Origin of the sequence: Streptomyces sp. NPDC006739, assembly GCF_042869815.1 — a bacterium.
GTDB lineage: Bacteria > Actinomycetota > Actinomycetes > Streptomycetales > Streptomycetaceae > Streptomyces.
The window spans coordinates 13,029-31,334 of record NZ_JBIAGM010000043.1; the positions used below are offsets into that span (position 1 = coordinate 13,029).

The 18,306-nt window shown below is 73.1% G+C and carries 13 protein-coding genes; 6 read left to right on the plus strand and 7 right to left on the minus strand.

Annotated elements, in window-relative coordinates:
* Positions 1-54 precede the first annotated feature (54 nt).
* Positions 55-1,098 (plus strand): glycosyltransferase family 2 protein, encoded by a 1,044-nt coding sequence (locus ACFYMM_RS41250; RefSeq protein ID WP_388397223.1) that lies wholly within the window; start codon positions 55-57, stop codon positions 1,096-1,098.
* Between the two features lie 93 nt (positions 1,099-1,191).
* Here the strand turns inward: ACFYMM_RS41250 and ACFYMM_RS41255 are convergent, their stop codons facing one another.
* The 3 genes from ACFYMM_RS41255 to ACFYMM_RS41265 form a co-directional block, all read right to left on the minus strand.
* A complete protein-coding gene (locus ACFYMM_RS41255; RefSeq protein ID WP_388397226.1) occupies positions 1,192-2,976 on the minus strand; it encodes an LCP family protein in 1,785 nt (594 codons plus the stop codon).
* A 241-nt stretch (positions 2,977-3,217) separates the two neighbouring features.
* Positions 3,218-4,357, minus strand: coding sequence for an LCP family protein (locus tag ACFYMM_RS41260; protein ID WP_388397228.1), 1,140 nt, complete (start codon positions 4,355-4,357; stop codon positions 3,218-3,220).
* A gap of 173 nt (positions 4,358-4,530) precedes the next feature.
* The gene (locus ACFYMM_RS41265) at positions 4,531-5,289 is read right to left on the minus strand and encodes a TIGR03089 family protein (RefSeq protein ID WP_388397231.1); all 759 of its coding nucleotides are present in this window, start codon (positions 5,287-5,289) and stop codon (positions 4,531-4,533) included.
* A 129-nt stretch (positions 5,290-5,418) separates the two neighbouring features.
* Here ACFYMM_RS41265 and ACFYMM_RS41270 point away from each other — a divergent pair, with 129 nt between their 5' ends.
* Both ACFYMM_RS41270 and ACFYMM_RS41275 read left to right on the plus strand, forming a co-directional pair.
* Positions 5,419-6,792: a peptidoglycan recognition protein gene (locus ACFYMM_RS41270; protein WP_388397233.1), complete on the plus strand. Its 1,374-nt coding sequence runs from the start codon at positions 5,419-5,421 to the stop codon at positions 6,790-6,792.
* A gap of 106 nt (positions 6,793-6,898) precedes the next feature.
* The gene (locus tag ACFYMM_RS41275; protein ID WP_388397235.1) at positions 6,899-7,981 is read left to right on the plus strand and encodes a sugar phosphate nucleotidyltransferase; all 1,083 of its coding nucleotides are present in this window, start codon (positions 6,899-6,901) and stop codon (positions 7,979-7,981) included.
* Positions 7,982-8,116: 135 nt separating this feature from the next.
* Here ACFYMM_RS41275 and ACFYMM_RS41280 read toward each other — a convergent pair whose 3' ends face one another.
* The 4 genes from ACFYMM_RS41280 to ACFYMM_RS41295 all read right to left on the minus strand — a co-directional run bounded on the left by ACFYMM_RS41280 (position 8,117) and on the right by ACFYMM_RS41295 (position 12,003).
* Entirely contained in the window at positions 8,117-9,136 is a 1,020-nt protein-coding gene (locus tag ACFYMM_RS41280; protein ID WP_388397238.1) for a DNA-3-methyladenine glycosylase family protein, read from the minus strand.
* A gap of 66 nt (positions 9,137-9,202) precedes the next feature.
* The gene (locus tag ACFYMM_RS41285) at positions 9,203-10,519 is read right to left on the minus strand and encodes a coenzyme F420-0:L-glutamate ligase (RefSeq protein WP_388397241.1); all 1,317 of its coding nucleotides are present in this window, start codon (positions 10,517-10,519) and stop codon (positions 9,203-9,205) included.
* Entirely contained in the window at positions 10,516-11,475 is a 960-nt protein-coding gene (gene cofD / locus ACFYMM_RS41290) for a 2-phospho-L-lactate transferase (RefSeq protein ID WP_388397243.1), read from the minus strand. Before cofD ends, ACFYMM_RS41285 begins: the two co-directional genes overlap by 4 nt.
* A gap of 33 nt (positions 11,476-11,508) precedes the next feature.
* Complete coding sequence (locus ACFYMM_RS41295; RefSeq protein ID WP_388397246.1) at positions 11,509-12,003, minus strand: cysteine dioxygenase; 495 nt, start codon at positions 12,001-12,003, stop codon at positions 11,509-11,511.
* 681 nt (positions 12,004-12,684) lie between these two features.
* On the opposite strand from ACFYMM_RS41295, the gene ACFYMM_RS41300 reads away from it, so the two are divergent.
* The 3 genes from ACFYMM_RS41300 to ACFYMM_RS41310 all read left to right on the plus strand — a co-directional run bounded on the left by ACFYMM_RS41300 (position 12,685) and on the right by ACFYMM_RS41310 (position 18,292).
* Positions 12,685-12,948, plus strand: a complete 264-nt coding sequence (locus tag ACFYMM_RS41300) for a WhiB family transcriptional regulator (protein ID WP_010986447.1) — start codon at positions 12,685-12,687, stop codon at positions 12,946-12,948.
* Between the two features lie 182 nt (positions 12,949-13,130).
* Positions 13,131-16,778 carry a glycosyltransferase family 2 protein gene (locus ACFYMM_RS41305; protein ID WP_388397248.1) on the plus strand — a complete coding sequence of 1,216 codons (3,648 nt, stop codon included), beginning with the start codon at positions 13,131-13,133 and terminating at the stop codon, positions 16,776-16,778.
* Positions 16,775-18,292, plus strand: coding sequence for a DUF5719 family protein (locus tag ACFYMM_RS41310; protein ID WP_388397250.1), 1,518 nt, complete (start codon positions 16,775-16,777; stop codon positions 18,290-18,292). The genes ACFYMM_RS41305 and ACFYMM_RS41310 overlap by 4 nt, the downstream gene beginning before the upstream one ends.
* Positions 18,293-18,306 lie beyond the last annotated feature (14 nt).

Consider the following 18,306-nt stretch of genomic DNA (forward strand, 5'->3'; position numbering starts at 1 on the left):
GCACACCCGGCGGCGCGCAACGGTGTCCCCCGTTCGCGGTAACGTGAGCCTCCTATGAACGCCAAGCCCGACGTGCGACACCCCGCGGTCTCTGTGATCATGCCCGTCCTGAACGAGGAGCGGCATCTGCGCGGATCCGTCCAAGCGATCCTCGCGCAGGAGTACGACGGCGAGCTGGAGGTCGTCATCGCCCTCGGCCCGTCCACGGACTGCACGGACGAGATCGCCGCTCAGCTCGTGGCCGAAACCGCGTCGAACACGAACAAACGCGTGCACACCGTCCCGAACCCGACCGGCCGCACGCCCGCCGCGCTGAACGCCGCGATCAAGGCCTCCCGCCACCCGGTCGTGGTCCGCGTCGACGGCCACGGCATGCTCTCGCCGAACTACATCGCGACGGCGGTGCGGCTCCTGGAGGAGACCGGCGCGCAGAACGTCGGCGGCATCATGCACGCCGAGGGGGAGAACGCCTGGGAGGACGCGGTCGCCGCCGCGATGACCTCGAAGATCGGCGTCGGCAACGCGGCCTTCCACACCGGTGGCCAGGCGGGCCCGGCCGAGACCGTCTACCTCGGTGTGTTCCGTCGCGAGGCGCTGGAGCAACAGGGCGGCTACAACGAGGAGTTCGTCCGCGCCCAGGACTGGGAGCTGAACTTCCGCATCCGGGAGGCCGGCGGGCTCATCTGGTTCTCGCCCGAGCTGAGGGTGTCGTACCGGCCGCGGCCGAACGTGCGGGCGCTCGCCAAGCAGTACAAGGACTACGGCCGTTGGCGGCACGTCGTCGCCCGCTACCACGAGGGCTCCATCAACCTGCGCTATCTCGCCCCGCCGACGGCGGTGTGCGCGATCGCGGCCGGGCTCGTGGCCGGCGTGGCGCTGACGCCGTGGGGCCTGGTGGTACCCGGCGGCTATCTCGCGGCGATCGCCGCGGGCTCGGTTCCGGCGGGCAGGGGCCTGTCGGTGAAGGCCCGCCTGCGGATCCCCGTGGCCCTGGCCACCATGCACATGTCGTGGGGGTGGGGCTTCCTGACCAGCCCCAAGTCCCTGGCGAAGCGGGTCATCGCCTCCCGGCGCCCCGCGGTGCTCAGCGCCGGCTAGGCGCTTCCCGCGGCCCCGCACCCGCGCCCTGAAGGACCCCGGGTCCGTCACCTGCCCGTTCGGACAGGTGGCGGACCCGTTGCGCGAGGGCGCCTAAGAGGCGCACTTCACCGTGTCCGCCGTGGACTTGTCCACCTCCGGTGCCTTGGTCGGAGCTGTGAGGGACTGGCCCGCGCTCTTGAAGTCCTTGCCCAGGGTCAGGGTCATCGCGGGCAGTCCCTGGGAGTTGGTCACGCTCTTGCCGGGCTTCATCGCGGCCCCGGACAGCCCCATGAGGGCGGCCAGCTTCCGTGCCTGGGCCGCCTGGTCGGGCGCGTACTCGAGGGTGGTTCTGCCGAGTTCGGCCGGGGCGTTGCCCGCGTTCTCCGACTTGGTCACGCCCTCGTCGTTCTGCAGCCAGTTGAGGACCGCCTGGGCGCTGCCGGCCACCGCCCCGCCGTTGAGGACGCGCACCCGCACGTCGGCGGCGGCGGACTGGGTGCCCTTCAGACGGGCGGCCACCGCCGCCTTCTCGCTCTTCTCCTTCTGCTTGACCGAGGTGAAGGAGACGTCGTCCCTGATCGCCTGGAACACCGGCGGGGCCGTCGTCCGGTTGAGGATGACGGTCACGTGGAACTTGCCGTCGGCGGGGTTGTCGAGCACCGGGACCGTGGTGAAGCTGATGTTCTTGGTGGGCACCTTCTTGAGCTCCAGTGCCACGTCCTTGAGCGTGCTGACCTTGCCGATGCCGGTGTCGACGGTCAGCGCCTTCGTGGCGGCCTCGGCCAGGCTGTACAGCTTGGTCGGGTCGGTGAGGGTGTCGCTGGAGGACATCTTGCGCATCAGGGAACTGAGGAACTGCTGCTGCACCTTGATGCGGTCCAGGTCGCCCTGGTTGCCCCAGCTGTGCCGGGTGCGGACGAACGCCAGGGCCTGCTCGCCCTGGACCGTGGAGGTCCCGGCGGGCAGCTTCAGCTTCGACTCCTTGTCGTTGACGGGGTGCGCGAGGCAGACCTTCACCCCGCCGACGGCCGTCGTGAGCGTCTTGACCGCGTTGAAGTCGGCCATCATGAAGTGGTCGACCGGGATGCCGGTCAGCTTGTTCACCGTCCGCATGGTGCAGCCCGGGTCCCGGCCGTCCTCCCCGAGGCTCCGGTTGAAGCGGACGTTCTGCTCGCCCGGAATGACCTTCGTGCTGCCGTCCGGCTGCTTCGTCGGACAGTCCGGGATGTTCACGATCAGGTCGCGCGGAATGCTCAGCGCGGTCGCGTTCGTCCGGTCCTTCGACACGTGCAGCAGGACGTTGGTGTCGGCGTGCCCGACGCTGCCCGCGTCGCCGTAGCCCTCGTTGCCCTTGCCGGTGCGCTTGTCGGTACCGATGACCAGGATGTTGAAGGCGTCGTCCTTGCTGAAGCCCTGCTTGCCGGCGCTGCCGACGTCCGTCGTCTGGACGTTGCCCTCCAGGTGCTGGAGGTAGAGGTAGGCGGCGGTGCCGGTGGCGAGCACGACGAACGCCATGCTGCCGCCGGTCCACATCAGGACCTTCTTGGCCTTCGACTTCTTCTTCACCGGCCGCCGGCCGCGCCGCCCCGGCGGGGGCTCGGGCTCGGCCCGGCGCCTGCGGGGCGGCGGAATCCGCCCGCCCGCCGTCTCCTCCGGCTGCCCCGCCGGCTCACCCGGCCGGGCCGCCGCCTCACGTCCGCGCGGCTGATCCGTCGACGTCCGGCCGGCGCCGCGCTCCCCGCCGCCCGAGCGGGGGGAGGGTCTGCGGGGTCCGGGAACCGCCGACTGCGGTGTGGAAGGGGAAAGTCGCAGTTCGTATTCGCCGGTGTCCGGATTGAGCACCCACTGGTCGGCGGGGTCGATGTTGTCCGCCCGCCCACGGCCTTGCGCGTCCACGGTTGTCCGAATCCTCCGTCGGGGCCACGCGGCGCCTTCCCCCCAAAGGCGCTCGGGTCTCGGTCGATCAGTGCACGACCCCAGGACGGTCCTCGCGGCCGTGTGCACCGGATCGCTCACACTATCCGCCCAGTTCAACGTCCAGTGACGCGGCTGACAAATCCCGCGGTCCTACAACCGGGCAATCCGCCTCATTTCCTGGACGACAGCTGGACGTCAGGTCGCCGCCCCGGCACCCGCCTCATCCACAGGTGTGCTCGGCGGCGGTGTTTCCGCGGAAGGTGGGCGCGGGGGAGGGCCCCTTCCGCGGGTTCGCCGACTCCTTCTCGGAGCCCGTGGCATGAGATTCCGGTGAGATTTCGTCCCTGACGACCACGGGCGCGTCCGCCCTCAGCCGCGCGAACAGCTTCTCGGCCTCGGGTTCCACGAGTTGATCGCGATTGGGGTCGTAGACATACGACTCCCTCGGCACCGTCAGGAACTGCACATGTTCCGTGGGGACGTTCCGCAGCCCGCGCACCAACTGGTACAAGCCGCGCAGACTCGCCAGTTCCGGATCGGCGGTCAGCGAGGAGGTCGCCGCGTCCAGCACCGGATACAGCTTCCCCGGATTCAGCAGGACGTCACTGCTCCGCACCTTGTTGACGAGCGCGCCGAGGAACCGCTGCTGCCGCTCCATCCGGTCGGTGTCACTGCCGTCCCCGAGCGACTTGCGGGCCCGCACATAGCCGAGCGCCTGCTCGCCGTCGAGCGTCACCTTCCCCGCGGGCAGCTTCAGCCGGGCCGCCTTGTCGTCGACGGGCTCCTTCAGGCACACCTGGACGCCGTCGACCGCGTCGACCATCTCCTTGAACCCGCTGAAGTCGACGACGACATGGTGGTCGACGCGGATGTTCGTGAGCTTCTCCAGGGTCCGGATGGTGCAGGCCGAACCGCCCACCTGGAAGGCGTGGTTGAGCATCGCGAACGTCGGCTCGCTGCGGCTGCCGTCCGGTCGCCGGCAGCCGGGGATGTCCACCATCAGGTCCCGGGGCAGGGACACGGCGGTGGCGCTGTGCCGGTCGGCCGCCAGGTGCAGCAGGATCGTGGTGTCGGACCGTTCGCTGCCCAGGTCCCGCCCGTACTCCCGGTTGCCGTCACCGGCCCGGGTGTCGGAGCCGATCAGCAGGATGTTCTGCGCGTCCCGCACCAGTGAGGTGGGCCGCTCCCGCTCGTACCGGGCCAGCTCGTCCGCGGCCGCGTCGTCGGCCGTGATGTTGGCGCTGAGCTTGGCGTACACGGCCCAGCCCGCCCCGGCCGCCGCGACGACCAGCACCGTCGCGGCCAGCGCCGTACCCCTGACCCACCGCCGCCTGCGGGGTCTGCCTGCGGTGTCGGTCACGGCCGGATCCACCCCTCATGGCGTGCGAGCGTCATGTCCTGGTCCTACGACGATGACCCGGAGGAGGTGGCGGAGGCGGGCGGTACTGCTCCACTCGGGTGAGCGACCCGACCGCCCCCGACTCGGTGACCCGACGTCCCCGAGGGCGCCGGGTTCCCGGTGAGCCGGTGTTCTCAGTGGCGGGACGCGGTCACCCGCTCACTCTCGATCCGCTTGGCCAGCGTGTCCTCGCTCGCCCGCTCCAGATGCCGGCACAGCACCACGGACCCCCCGACGGCGAGCGGCGCGTACAACCCCGCGCTGAGCCCCTCCCAGGTGTCGTACGGCAGCCCCGACAGCAGCCGGGAACCGGGCCCCGTCAGATCCAGCGAGGGAGCTTCCCGGAGGGCCCGCTCGACCACCTCGGCGCCGCTCAGCTCCGCCCCCGCCACGATCAGCGCCGGCTCCTCGGCGTCCACCGGCGCGAACGCGGTGAACCGGTCCCCCTGGCCCGGCACCTCCACCGCGTAGTCCAGGTAGCCCTCCGGAGGTCCCGCCGGGAACCGCCCGCCCAGCGGCCGCAGCGCCAGCGCCACCCGCTCCCCACGGCAGGCGCGCCCCGCCTCCAGGGCGTCGGGCCCGCTGACGACGACATCCGCGGCGGCCGGGTCGCCGGCGACGTCCGCGATCGCGCCCACCGAGGAACAGGCCAGCAGCCAGACCGCCGTCTGCCAGTGCGCGGGCAGCAGCAGCGCGACCCGGTCGCCGGGTCCGGCGGCGAGGTCGCCCTGGAGCAGGTTCGCGGTCTTGGCCACCCAATTGGCGAGGGTGGCCACGGAGAGTTCGACGCGTTCGCCCGTGGCGTCGTCGTAGAAGGTCACCAGGGGGCGTCCGGGATCCGCGGCGAGCGCGGAACGCAGCAGGTCGGCAGGGGTGCGATCGGTGGCGTTCACCCGGGCAAGGGTACGCGGGGGCACGGCCGGGCACCGGGCGGCGGGGCCACCGGTTCGGCGGAACGGTTGCCGACGGGCCGTCAGTTTAGCGATGGACAGATATGTATGACTATGTTCAAGATCAGGAGCATGCGTGGATTCCTCACTTCCTCCGTCGGTGCTTCCTCGGTCGGCGTCACCTGCGCGCTCGCCCTCGCCCTGCTGCCGGCCCCGCCCGCGAGCGCCCTGACCGGCCGTCATGCCGCCGAGTCCGAGTCCGCGGTCTTCGGCAGCACCCGGTCCCTGCCGCTGGTGCCGCTCTCCCACGAGCGCGTCCTGGGCGTGGCCCCGAAGCAGGGCCTGTACCGCGCCGACGTACGGCACTTCTCGCTCCTCGGCGTCAGCTGGGACGACCCGGCCGCCGAACTGCGCGGCCGGGTCCAGGTCCGCACCCGTTCCGCCGCCACCCGGACCTGGTCCGGGTGGCAGGACGTCGAGACGCGCGAGGCCGGCCACGGCGCCGACCCGGACACCGCGGAGCGCACCTCGGGACGGGTGCGCGGGGCCACCGCACCGCTGTGGGTGGGCGACTCGAAGGGCGTGGACGTCCGGGTCCTCGCGGACGGGACGCGGGAAGGAGCCCGCGACGGCCGGACCGGCGGCCACGGGCCGCCCCTGCCCCGGGGACTGCGCCTCCAGCTCGTCGACCCCGGGGACCCGCCACCCCAGGAACCGGCCGACGCGCCCCGCACCGGAGCGGACGGCGACAGCGACACCCAGGACGACGCCTCCGCCGCCAACGCCGGTCTCGCACCACCCGGCGCCACCGCGATCCCCGCACTGAACAGGGCGGACACCGTACGGGAGTTGCGCGAGCTGCGCGGCAGGGAACTGACCGCTGCGCAGCGGGCCAAGCCGTACATCGGACCACGGCCCCGCATCGTCACCCGGCGCGGCTGGAAGGCGGACGAGTCACTGCGCGAACACGGCTTCGCCTCCATGAAGAAGGTGAAGGCGGCCTTCGTGCACCACACCTCCACCGGCAACAACTACACCTGCCGCCAGGCCCCCGCCGTCATCCGCGGCATCTACCGCTACCACGTCGAGAGCCTGGGCTGGCGTGACATCGGCTACAACTTCCTCATCGACAAGTGCGGAACCATCTACGAGGGCCGGGCCGGCGGAGTGGCGAAGGCGATCCGGGGCGCGCACACCCTCGGGTTCAACAACAGCAGCATGGGCATCGCGGTGATCGGCACGTTCAACTCCGTCAAACCGTCCTCCGCGGTCGTCAAGGCCATCTCCCGGCTCACCGCGTGGAAGCTCGGGCTCTACGGCGCCAATCCGCGCGGAAAGACGTATCTGAGGTCGGGAGGTGGCAACCTCTACCCGAAGGGGAAGAACGTACGACTGCACGTGATCTCCGGCCATCGAGACGGATACGCCACCGACTGCCCGGGCAAGCGGCTCTACGCCAAGCTCGGCACGATCCGTTCGCAGGCGGCGCGCTATCAGGGGCGCTGAGGCCGGGCACCGGGCGACCCGGCGGGAACACGGTCGCACGCTCTGCCTAGACTGTCCGGCCGAACCGACATATCGGCCGGTCCCGGCAGGAAGCAGAGACATACAGGTGACAGAAGCGATCCTCCTGGTCGGGGGCAAGGGCACCCGGCTGCGCCCGCTCACGGTGCACACGCCCAAGCCCATGGTCCCGGCGGCCGGTGTGCCGTTCCTCACGCATCAACTGGCCCGTGCCAGGGCGGCGGGCGTGGACCACATCGTGCTCGCGACCAGTTATCTGGCGGAGGTCTTCGAGCCGTACTTCGGTGACGGCTCGGCACTCGGCCTGCACATCGAGTACGTCACGGAGGAGGAGCCCCTCGGCACGGGCGGCGCGATCCGCAACGTCGCCTCCCGGCTGCACTCCGGCCCCGACGACCCGGTACTGATCTTCAACGGGGACATCCTCACCGGGCTGGACATCGGGGCCCTGGTGCGCACGCACGAGTCCGCGGGCGCCGACGTCTCGCTCCACCTGACGCAGGTGAGCGACCCGCGCGCCTTCGGACTGGTCCCCACCGACGACACCGGCCGCGTCCTCGCCTTCCTGGAGAAGCCGCAGACGCCCGAGGAGATCGTCACCGACCAGATCAACGCGGGGGCGTACGTCTTCCGCCGCTCGGTGATCGACACGATCCCGGTGGGCCGCCCGGTGTCGGTGGAACGCGAGACGTTCCCGGACCTCCTCGCCGCCGGCGCCCATCTGCAGGGCATGGTCGACTCCACGTACTGGCTGGACCTCGGCACCCCGGCGGCCTTCGTCCGCGGCTCGGCCGACCTGGTCCTGGGCCGGGCGCCGTCCCCGGCCGTCCCGGGCCGCTGCGGCGACCGCCTGATCCTGCCCACGGCCACGGTCGCGCCGGACGCGAAGCTCAGCGGTGGCACGGTGGTGGGCGAGGGCGCGTACGTCGCGGAGGGGGCGCGGGTCTCCGGCAGCACCATCCTCCCCGGCGCCGTCATCGAACCCGGCGCCGTCATCACCGACTCCCTCATCGGCACCCGGGCCCGCGTCGGCGAACGCTCCGTCCTCACGGGCACGGTCATCGGTGACGGCGCGGTGATCGGTCCTGACAACGAGCTCCTGGACGGCGCCCGAGTGTGGTGCGACGCGCACATCCCGGCGGCGTCGCTGCGCTTCTCCTCGGACCAGTAAGGACACGGGTCGGACCAGTAACGACACGGGCGGGCGCCGGCGGCGCCCGCTCGGTGCCGGGCAGCGCGGCCTGCGCCTGCCCGGCACCAGTACCGCCCCCGGCAGGACCCGTCAGGAACCGGCGGGGGGCCGGTACTACAATTCCGCGATGCGTCGCACAGGCATCCGCGGCGCACGCCGCCCCGGTACCTTCCCGCTCAGCAGGATCAACCGGGCCGCCCGGTGCCGCTGCCCCGCATACGGCTCCAGCAGCCGAAGCATCTCGGAATCGTCGGCCGACCGGTTCCCGGCCAGCGCCCACCCCACGATCCCCGGCAGATGCAGATCCCCCACGGTCACCGCGTCCGCCGCCCCATGACTGCGCTGCACGGTCTCCGCCGACGTCCACGGCCCCACCCCCGGCACGACCTCCAGCCGGGCCTGCGCGGCCCCGGGCTCCATCCCCACCGCCTGCTCCAGCCGCGCGGCGACCCGCACGGCACGCAGGATCGTCGAGGCCCGCTTGTCGTCGACCCCCGCCCGATGCCACTCCCAGGACGGGATCAACGCCCACGTCCGGGCCGCCGGCATCACGAACATCCGCCCGCCCGCAGGCCCGGGCCCCGGCGCCGGCTCGCCGAACCCCCGCACCAGCAACCGCCAGGCCCGGTACGCCTCGACGGTCGTGACCTTCTGCTCCAGCACCGACGGGATCAACGACTCCAGCACCAGCCCGGTACGCGTCAGCCGCAGCCCCGGCCGCCGGTGCCGCGCCTCGGCCAGCAGCCGGTGCCGGGGCACGAAGGCGCCCGGCTCGTCCGCCGCGCCGAGCAACTCCGGCAACCGCTCCAGCAGCCACTCGGCCCCCGGCCCCCACGCCTCACCGCGCACCTCACCGCCGTACGCGCGCACCCGCAGCGTCCCGGGCCCGGCGGGTGTCCGGCTGGCCCGCCACACCGACCCGTCGGGCGTCGCCCGGAACGTCGGATCACCGGGTCCGCGCCGCAGCGGCCCGAGCACCAGCCCGAGATCGAGCGGCCCCTCGGGCACCCACCGACGCACCCGCCCCGGCGCCCCGGCCTGCCGCGGCACCCCGCCCGGAATCCCGCCGGGCACACCGGCGTGCCCGCCGCGCACGGTCGTACGCGTCGGCCGCTGCGGAAAACGTCCTGCCACGAATGCGGTCCTGTGGGTAGCTGCGGGGGAGTCGTCCTACGAGACTAGGCGGTCGAACGGCACGGGTCACCGCACTTCGACGAACCCCCCGGCGTCCCGCTCCACCCGAGGCCGCGGCGGCTCCGCCGGATGCCCGACCGCCACCGCCCCCATCGGATCCCAGTCCGCCGGCAGCCCGAGCACCTCGCGCACCACGTCCCGGCAGAACATCGTCGACGACACCCAGGCCGACCCCAGCCGCTCCCCGGCCAGCGCCACCAGGAAGTTCTGCACGCCCGCGCCCGCCGCGACGACGAACATCTCCCGCTCGGCGCCGTCGCGCCGCGCGTCCCCGTAGGTGTGCGAGCCGTCCATGACCAGGCAGGGCACGACCAGGTAGGGCGCGTGACGCAGCACGTCCCCGCGCCGCACCCGCCCGGCGATCGACTCCTCGCTCCTGCCGTCGCGCCGCAGGTCCGCGATCCAGGCGTCCCGCATCGCGTCGAGCAGCCGTACCCGGGACTCCTCCGACTCCAGCAGCACGAACCGCCACGGCGTCGTGTGGTGCGGCGCCGGCGCGGTCACCGCGGCCGCCACCGCCCGCCGTACCGCCCCCGGGTCGACCGGGTCGTCGGTGAAGGCGCGCACGGTACGGCGCTGGGTCACCGCTTCCCGGACCGCCTCGGACGTCCCGAGCCGGAACATGTCGTCGCGCGCGGCACGCACCAGCGCCCGCGCCCCCTCCCCGTCCTGCGGCGCCACCACGTCGGGCAGCCCGCGCAGCACGGCGACGGGCAGCCCGGCGGCCTTGCCCTTGACCAGGTCACCGGCGGCGGCCAGCTCGTCCGCCGTGGCGACGACGGTCGCGCTGAGCGGATTGCCGTACGCGTCCGTGCCGCCGCGCAGATCGTCCAGTACGCGCACCCCGGCGGCGCCGATCGCCACGTCCGTCAGCCCCGCCCGCCACGGGCGGCCGAAGGTGTCGGTGACGACGACACCGACGTCGACACCCAGGGCGTCGCGCAGTCCGGCGCGGATCGCGCGCGCGGAGGCGTCCGGATCGGCGGGCAGCAACAGGACCGTCCCCGAAGGGGTGTTGGAGGCGTCGACCCCGGCGGCCGCCATGACCAGGCCCTGCCGGTTCTCGACGATCCTGAGCGTCCCGCGCCGGGCCACCACCCGCACCGTCTCGGCGTCGATCGCGGCCTCCCGGTCGGCCGCCTCCATGACCCGCCCCTCGGCCTTGGACACGATCTTGGAGGTGACGAGCAGCACGTCCCCGTCGGCCAGCCCCGGCTCGGCGGCGGCGATCAGCTTGGCCAGGTCGTCGCCCGCCCGCACCTCGGGGATCCCGGCCAGGGCCCAGACCCGGTACCCGGGCCGCTCCCGCCGTTCCTCGCTCATGCCCCCCGCACCTCCTCCGCCAGCGCGAGCGCCTCGCCCGCCATCCGCGCGGCCGCGTCCAGGTCGGTCATCAGCAGCGGTACGGCCCGGCAGCGGATCCCCGCCGACTCGATCCGCTCCACCGAGCCCGCGTCCACGGTGTCGACCAGCCAGCCGTCCAGCAGCCCGGAGCCGTAGTGCTCGGCCACCGCCGCCGCCGTGGATTCCACGCCGACCGCCGCGAGCACCTTGTCCGCCATCCCGCGCACGGGCGCGTCCCCGACGATGGGGGACAGGCCCACCACCGGGACCCCGGCCTCCGCGATCGCCTCCCGGATGCCGGGCACGGCGAGGATCGTCCCCACGGAGACGACCGGGTTCGACGGCGGGAACAGCACCACGTCCGCCGCCGCGATGGCCTCCAGCACACCGGGCGCGGGCTTCGACTGCTCCGCGCCGACCGGCACGACCGCCTCGGCCGGCACCGAGGCCCGCAGCCGCACCCAGTACTCCTGGAAGTGGACGGCCCTGCGCTCGCCGTCCACGTCGACCGCCACATGCGTCTCCACGCGGTCGTCGGTCATCGGGATCAGCTTCACGCCCGGCTTCCAGCGGTCGCACAGCGCCTCGGTCACCGCGCTCAGCGGATACCCGGCGCCCAGCATCTGCGTCCGCACGATGTGCGTGGCGAAGTCCCGGTCGCCGAGCCCGAACCACTCGGGCCCGACCCCGTACGCCGCCAGCTCCTCCTTGAGGTGGAAGGTCTCCTCGGCCCGCCCCCAGCCCTGCTCCTCGTTGATGCCGCCGCCGAGCGTGTACATCACCGTGTCGAGGTCCGGGCAGACCTTCAGCCCGAAGAGGTGAATGTCGTCGCCGGTGTTGCCGATGACCGTGACGTCCGCGTCCGGCACGGCCTGCTTCAGACCGCGCAGGAACCGGGCACCGCCGATGCCGCCTGCCAGAACCACAATGCGCATGGGCCAAGTCTGGCAGGCGGGTACGACAACCGGTCAGGCGGACACCGGGCGCGCCTCGCAGTGCGGGGAGGTGTGCATCGGCATCTCCGTCAGGCCCGGGTGGTAGACGTGCAGACTGACCGCCGGCTCCAGCGTGTCGTTCACGACCTCGTGGGCGTACCCCGGCGCGAAGACCCGTTGCACCCCCGCCCCCAACGCGCGCGTGCCCCGCCCGGTGCGCTCGGTCAGCGTGCCCTCCAGGACGGTCAGCACACCGGAGGACCGTCCGTGGTCGTGCAGTCCGCTGCCCTGCCCCGGCACCCAGGACAGCAGCCACACCTCGTAGCCCGGTCCGGTGCGCAGCCGGTGGTACCAGCGCGTGGTGGCGTCGTACTCGACGAGGTGCTCCCACTGGGCGCGGTCGGCGGCGATGGCGCGGGCCAGGCCCACGAACTCGGCGACCGTCGCCGGGTGCTCGCGCGGCGGCTGGAGCAGGTGCGGGACTTCGAGGATGTCGCCGGCGATCTGGAGGTCGTTGTCGCTGTTCATCGGGTGCGGTGGTCCTCGGTGGAAGAGTGGGGGGCCGGGGTTTCGCGTACCGTCCGCCCGGGTCGCGGGCGAAGAGGGGTGACCCGGATGGGGTCGGGCGCGGGAAACACAGCCGAGTCGGGATGGACTCAGGGACAGCCGGAGCGGGTCTGGCTCAACAGCTGGAACAGCGACAACAGCTACAGCGAGCGCGGGCAGCACCGTGGGACCCGGCGGGGCGGGTCGAGGTGGATGCCGGATTCGCGAGCATGCCCACTAGGACACCGGTTCACACCTTCACTGTCAACTCGCCGCCCGGTATGTGGGACATGGTTCACCTCATCCGGTCCATCTCGCAGGTGAAAGGTTTGCTCAGCGGATTCCCGGGACACATGGCGCACATCCAGGCGCTCAAGCCCCACCGGAACGCGATCGACCGTCTGGGCGTCCTTCTCCGTACAGGCTCTGCACGGGGTCGGCGTCCCGAACGGGTGACCCTCGCGGGTCTCATCTGCCTGTCATGGTTTATGGCGATTTGAACACTTTCCGCATGGGCTTGGTTCCGCAGGGTGAATAACGGGGCCAATAGCAGATCTCGGCTTGACTCCCCCGGAGCGGCACACTTGTAATTTCACTCGTGTCGTTCAGCCGAAATCGGTAACGGCCACGCACGGGGACGCGAAAGACAGACGAGGGGCGCACATGACCGAGCTGGTGCAGCAACTGCTGGTCGACGACGCGGACGAGGAACTCGGCTGGCAGGAGCGCGCGCTGTGCGCCCAGACCGACCCCGAGTCCTTCTTCCCCGAGAAGGGCGGCTCCACCAGAGAGGCGAAGAAGGTCTGCCTCGCCTGCGAGGTCCGCTCCGAGTGCCTCGAATACGCCCTCGCCAACGACGAGCGCTTCGGTATCTGGGGCGGGCTGTCCGAACGGGAGCGCCGCAGGCTCAAGAAGGCCGCCATCTGATCGAGCGGCAAGCGGACTTTGCCGGACAAACCTCGCGAACGGCCCGTCGCCCAAGGGTTATCCACAGGCGGCGGGCCGTTGTGATGGGCAGCCGATAGTGTGGTCGCTCGTCCGAGATGCCTCGCCGCCCCCAGGGCGCACAGGCGTCCACCGCAGTCCATCGAACCGGGGCCCGTACCTCGATGTCCGTGCACAGCCAATCGGCAGCCACGCAAGCCACCGCTGCCGCCCCTGAGTTCCCGCGTCACGTGGTGACGGCGGTCCTCGTCACGCACGACGGCGCCCGCTGGCTGCCCGACGCGCTCGCCGGGCTGCTCGGCCAGGAGCGCCCCGTGCAGAACGCGGTCGCGGCCGACACCGGCAGCGCGGACGACTCCGCCCAGCTGGTCACCGACGCCCTCGGCGCCGACCGCGTGCTGCACCTGGCCCGGCGCACCGGCTTCGGCCAGGCCGTCGAGGAGGCCGGCCGCACCGCGCCCGTCCTCACCCCGGACGAACTGCCCTACCTCAAGCGCCCCAGCGGCTGGGACCCCGTCACGCGCAGCTGGCGCGACGACGCCTACGACCTGCCCGACCTGCCGCACGGCGAACCGGTGCAGTGGCTGTGGCTGCTGCACGACGACTGCGCCCCCGAGCCCGACGCCCTCGCCCACCTGCTGCGCGTGGTGGAGAACGAACGGGAGCTGGGCCGTGACGACGTGGCGGTCGTCGGCCCCAAACTGCGCGGCTGGTACGACCGCCGGCAGCTGCTGGAGGTCGGCGTCAGCATCGCCAACTCCGGCCGCCGCTGGACCGGCCTGGACCGCCGCGAACAGGACCAGGGCCAGCACGACCACGTCAAGCCCGTGCTGTCCGTCTCCACCGCCGGCATGCTGATCCGGCGCGACGTCTTCGAACAGCTCGGCGGCTTCGACCGCCGGCTGCCCCTGATGCGCGACGACGTCGACCTGTGCTGGCGCGCCACGGCGGCCGGCTACCGCGTCCTCGTCGCCCCCGAGGCGGTCGTACGACACGCCGAGGCCGCCTCCCGCGAGCGCCGCGCCGTCGACTGCGTGGGCCGCACGGCCGCCTCCCCGCACAAGGTCGACAAGGCCGGCGCCGCCTACACCCTCCTCGTCAACACCCGCGCGTCGGCGCTCTTCTGGGTGCTGCTGCGGCTGGTGCTCGGCACCGTGCTGCGGACCGTGGCCTACCTCGTCGGCAAGGTCCCCGGCCAGGCCCTGGACGAGATCCGCGGACTGCTGGGCACCCTGCTGCGGCCCGAGCGGATCATCGCCGGCCGCCGCAGGCGCGGGCCCGCCCAGATCGACAAGGGCGAACTGCGCCAGCTGTTCCCGCCGCCCGGCGCGACCATCCGGGCCACCGTCGAACAGGTCGCCGGCAATCTCGTCGGCGGCTCGGACCTCGAGGTCTCCACGGCCGGCCGGCACGGCGGCGCCGTCGAGTCCGGGCCCGGCGGGGACGACGCCGACTTCCTGGAGATCGAGCAGTTCGCCCGGCTGAAGCGGATCGCCCGCAAACCGGGCCCGGTGCTCTTCCTGGTGCTGCTGCTGGTCTCGCTCCTAGCCTGCCGCGCCCTGCTGGGCGGCGGCGCCCTCGCCGGCGGCGCACTGCTGCCCGCCCCGGGCGACTCCGGTGAGCTGTGGTCGCGCTACCTGGACGCCTGGCACCCGGTCGGCGCGGGCGGCACCCCCTCCGCACCGCCCTACCTCGCCCTCGTGGCGATGCTCGCCTCCACGCTGTTCGGCTCCACCGGCCTCGCCGTCACCGTCCTCATGGTCGGCGCGGTCCCCCTGGCCGGCTTCACCGCCTACTTCGCCTCCCGCCCGCTGGTCACCTCCCGGCTGCTGCGCGCCTGGGCGGCCGTCGCCTACGCCTTCCTGCCCGCCGCCACCGGCGCCCTGGCCGGCGGCCGCATCGGCACCGCCGTCCTCGCCGTGCTGCTGCCGCTCATCGCGCGCGCCGGCATCGCCGCCGGCGGCCTCGCGAACCGCTCCGGCGGACGCGGCAGTTGGCGCGCCACCTGGGCGTACGCGCTGCTGCTGACCATCACCACCGCGTTCACCCCGATCGTGTGGCCCATCGCACTGGTCCTCGGCCTCGGCGTCCTGGTCCTGCGCCGCGGCGACATCGTCGCCCACGGCCTGCGCTTCCTGGCCCAGCTCGGCACCCCGCTGCTGATCCTCGCCCCCTGGTCGCTGACGCTGCTCCCGTTCGGCTTCTTCAAGGAGGCGGGCCTCCAGTACGGCTCCTCGTCCGCCTCCGCGCTCGACCTGCTCGGCGCCAGCCCCGGTGGCCCCGGCACGGTGGACGGCCTGATGCTGATCGGCATCGTGCTCGCGGCGCTGGCCGCCCTGCTGCGCTCCGAGCGTCAGCTGGGAATCCGGACCGCCTGGGCGGTCGCCCTGCTGGGCCTCGTCTTCGCGGTCCTGTCCAACGGCTCCACCTGGGCCGGCCCCGCCACCCTCGTCTACGGCCTCGCCCTCCTCGCCGCCGCCGCGCTCGGCGCCGACGGGGCACGCGCGCGCGTGGCCGAGCAGAGCTTCGGCTGGCGCCAGCCGGTGGCCGCCCTGATCGCCTTCAGCTCGGCCGCCGGCCCGCTGCTGGTCGCCGCCGGCTGGATCATCGGCGGCGCCGACGGCCCGGTGGAGCGGCGCGACCCGGTGCAGGTGCCCGCGTTCGTCGCCGAGGACTCCGGCACCCGCGACCAGGCCCGCACCCTGGTCCTCGACAGCGACTCGGCCGCCCGCGTCCGCTACACCCTGGTGCGCGGCTCCGGCGCCCGCATGGGCGACGGCGAACTCGCCGCCGCCGACGGCGAGAACGGCAGGCTCGACAAGGTCGTCGCCAACCTCGTCGCCGGCTCCGGCGCCGACCAGGCCGGCCAGCTCGGCGGCTTCGCGGTGCGCTACGTCCTCGTCCACAAGGGGGCGCCCCGCGACGTCACCCGTGTCCTGGACTCCACCCCGGGCCTGACCCGGCTCAGCCAGCAGAACGGCAGCGCCCTGTGGCGCGTCGACCAGGAGGTCTCGCGCGTCGCCATCGTGCCGGCCACCGGCCAGGGCGCCGCGCAGGCCGTCGCCGCCGGACCCGTCGACGTCCACACCACGATCCCGTCCGGCGCGAACGGCCGGATCCTGCGCCTGGCCGACACCGCCGCCGAGGGCTGGACCGCCACCCTGGACGGCAAACCGCTCACCCGCACCACCGTCGACGGCTGGGCCCAGGGCTTCGAACTCCCCTCCGCCGGCGGCACGCTGGACGTCACCTACGACGACCCCATCGGTCACACCGCCTGGCTGTGGGCCCAGGGCGCGCTCGCCGTCGTCCTCGTCGTCCTCGCCCTGCCCGGCCGCCGCCGCGACATCGACGACGACCTTCCCGAGGAGCAGCCCGTCCCGGCCCAGGCCGTCGCCGGCGAGGGCCGCCGCGCCCGCCGTCTGCGCGCCCAGGCCGAGGCAGAGGAGACCGGCCCCGACGCCCCGGACGCGGTGCCGTCCCCGCCCCAGGACCCGGTCGCCGTACCCCACCAGCAGCAGTACGACGAGTGGAACCCCGCCACCTACGCGGGCGCCGGGTACGGCGGCTACGGCTCCGAGCAGTACCAGGACGCCGGGCAGTACCCGGCGGCCGGCTACGACCAGCAGGCGTACCAGGCCGACCCCTACCAGAGCGGCCAGTACGACCCCTACGCCTACGGAGGTACGGCCGAGCAGATGCCGTACGACCCGACGGCCTACCAGCAGGGCTATGACCCGGCGTACGACCCGGACCGGTCCCAGCACCCCCACGACACCGGCAGCGAGCGCCCCGACGGGAGCCAGCAGTGAAGCGCACCACCCTGTCCCTGTTCGCCGGTACGGCCGCGCTCGCCGCCGTCACCGGGTTCGCCGCGCTCAACCCGCCGGCCGCCTCCGGCGCGGCCACCGCCAAGGCGGCCGCCCAGCTGCCCGTCGAGCGCACCAGCCTGCTGTGCCCCGCGCCGAGCACCTCCGACATCGCCCAGACGTCGTACACGTCGTTCACCCCCGTCACCGGGTCGACGGCGAGCGGCGGGACGGCCGAACTCCAGGCGGCGGCCGAGCAGTCGGCGGCCGTGACGAGCGGCTCCACGTCCGGCAAGGGCGGCAAGAACACGAAGAAGAAGGCCGCCGAGCCGGTCCTGACACCCAAGGAACCCGGCACTCCCGTCACCGGTGACAGCTCCGGCGCTGACGCGCCCGCACTCCTCGGCACCGCCGAGGGCAGGTTCGCACCGGGCTGGACCGTCCAGGAGACCACCACGGTCGCCGCGGGCACCGGGCGCGGCCTCCAGGGCGTCAACTGCACCGCCCCCGACACCGAGTTCTGGTTCCCGGGCGCCAGCACGGCCGCCGGCCGCACCGACTACGTGCACCTCACCAACCCCGACGACTCCGCCGCCGTCGTCGACATCGAGCTGTACGGCAAGAACGGCGCGGTCAAGTCCCCGGTGGGGGAGGGCATCACCGTCCAGCCGCACACCAGCGAGCCGATCCTGCTGTCCACGCTCACCGACGAGCAGCAGAGCGACCTCACCGTCCACGTCAGCGTCCGCAGCGGGCGCGTGGGCGCCGCCGTACAGGCCCTGGACGACAAGCTGGGCGGCGACTGGCTGGCCGCGTCCACCGACCCGGCGGGCACCCTGGTCCTGCCCGGCATCCCCAAGGACGCCACCGACGTCCGCCTGGTCGCCTTCACCCCGGCGGACGCGGACGCGGACCTGAAGGTGCGCCTGGCCTCCCCGAACGGCCCGATCACCCCGGCCGGCAACGAGACCCTGCACGTGAAGTCCGGCGTGACGACGGCGGTCGACCTCGGCGACGTCACCCGGGGCGAGGCCGGCTCCCTGGTCCTCACCCCCAGCGACCAGTCGGTCCCGGTCGTGGCGGCCCTGAGGGTCACCCGGGGCAAGGGCTCCCAGCAGGAGACCGCCTTCATCCCGGCATCCGCGCCCGTGGGCACCCGCGCGACCTCGGCCGACAACAGCGGCAAGGGCACGACCCTCGCCCTGACCGCGCCGACCGCCACCGCCCAGGTGAAGGTCACGGCCTCGGCCGGCAGCGGGGGCGGTGCGGCGGCCACCAGGACGTACACGATCAAGTCCGGCACCACCCAGGACGTCGACGCGCCCGTCCCGTCCGGCCTGCAGGGCACGTACGCCCTCACGGTGGAGACCGTCTCCGGTGGCCCGGTGTACGCCTCCCGCACCCTCACGGCCACCGTGGAGGGCGTCCCCGGCTTCACCGTGCAGACCCTCCCGGACGACCACGGCACCGTGGCCGTACCGACGACGAAGGAGGACCTCTCGGTGCTGCAGAAGTAGCGCCGGGGCGCAGG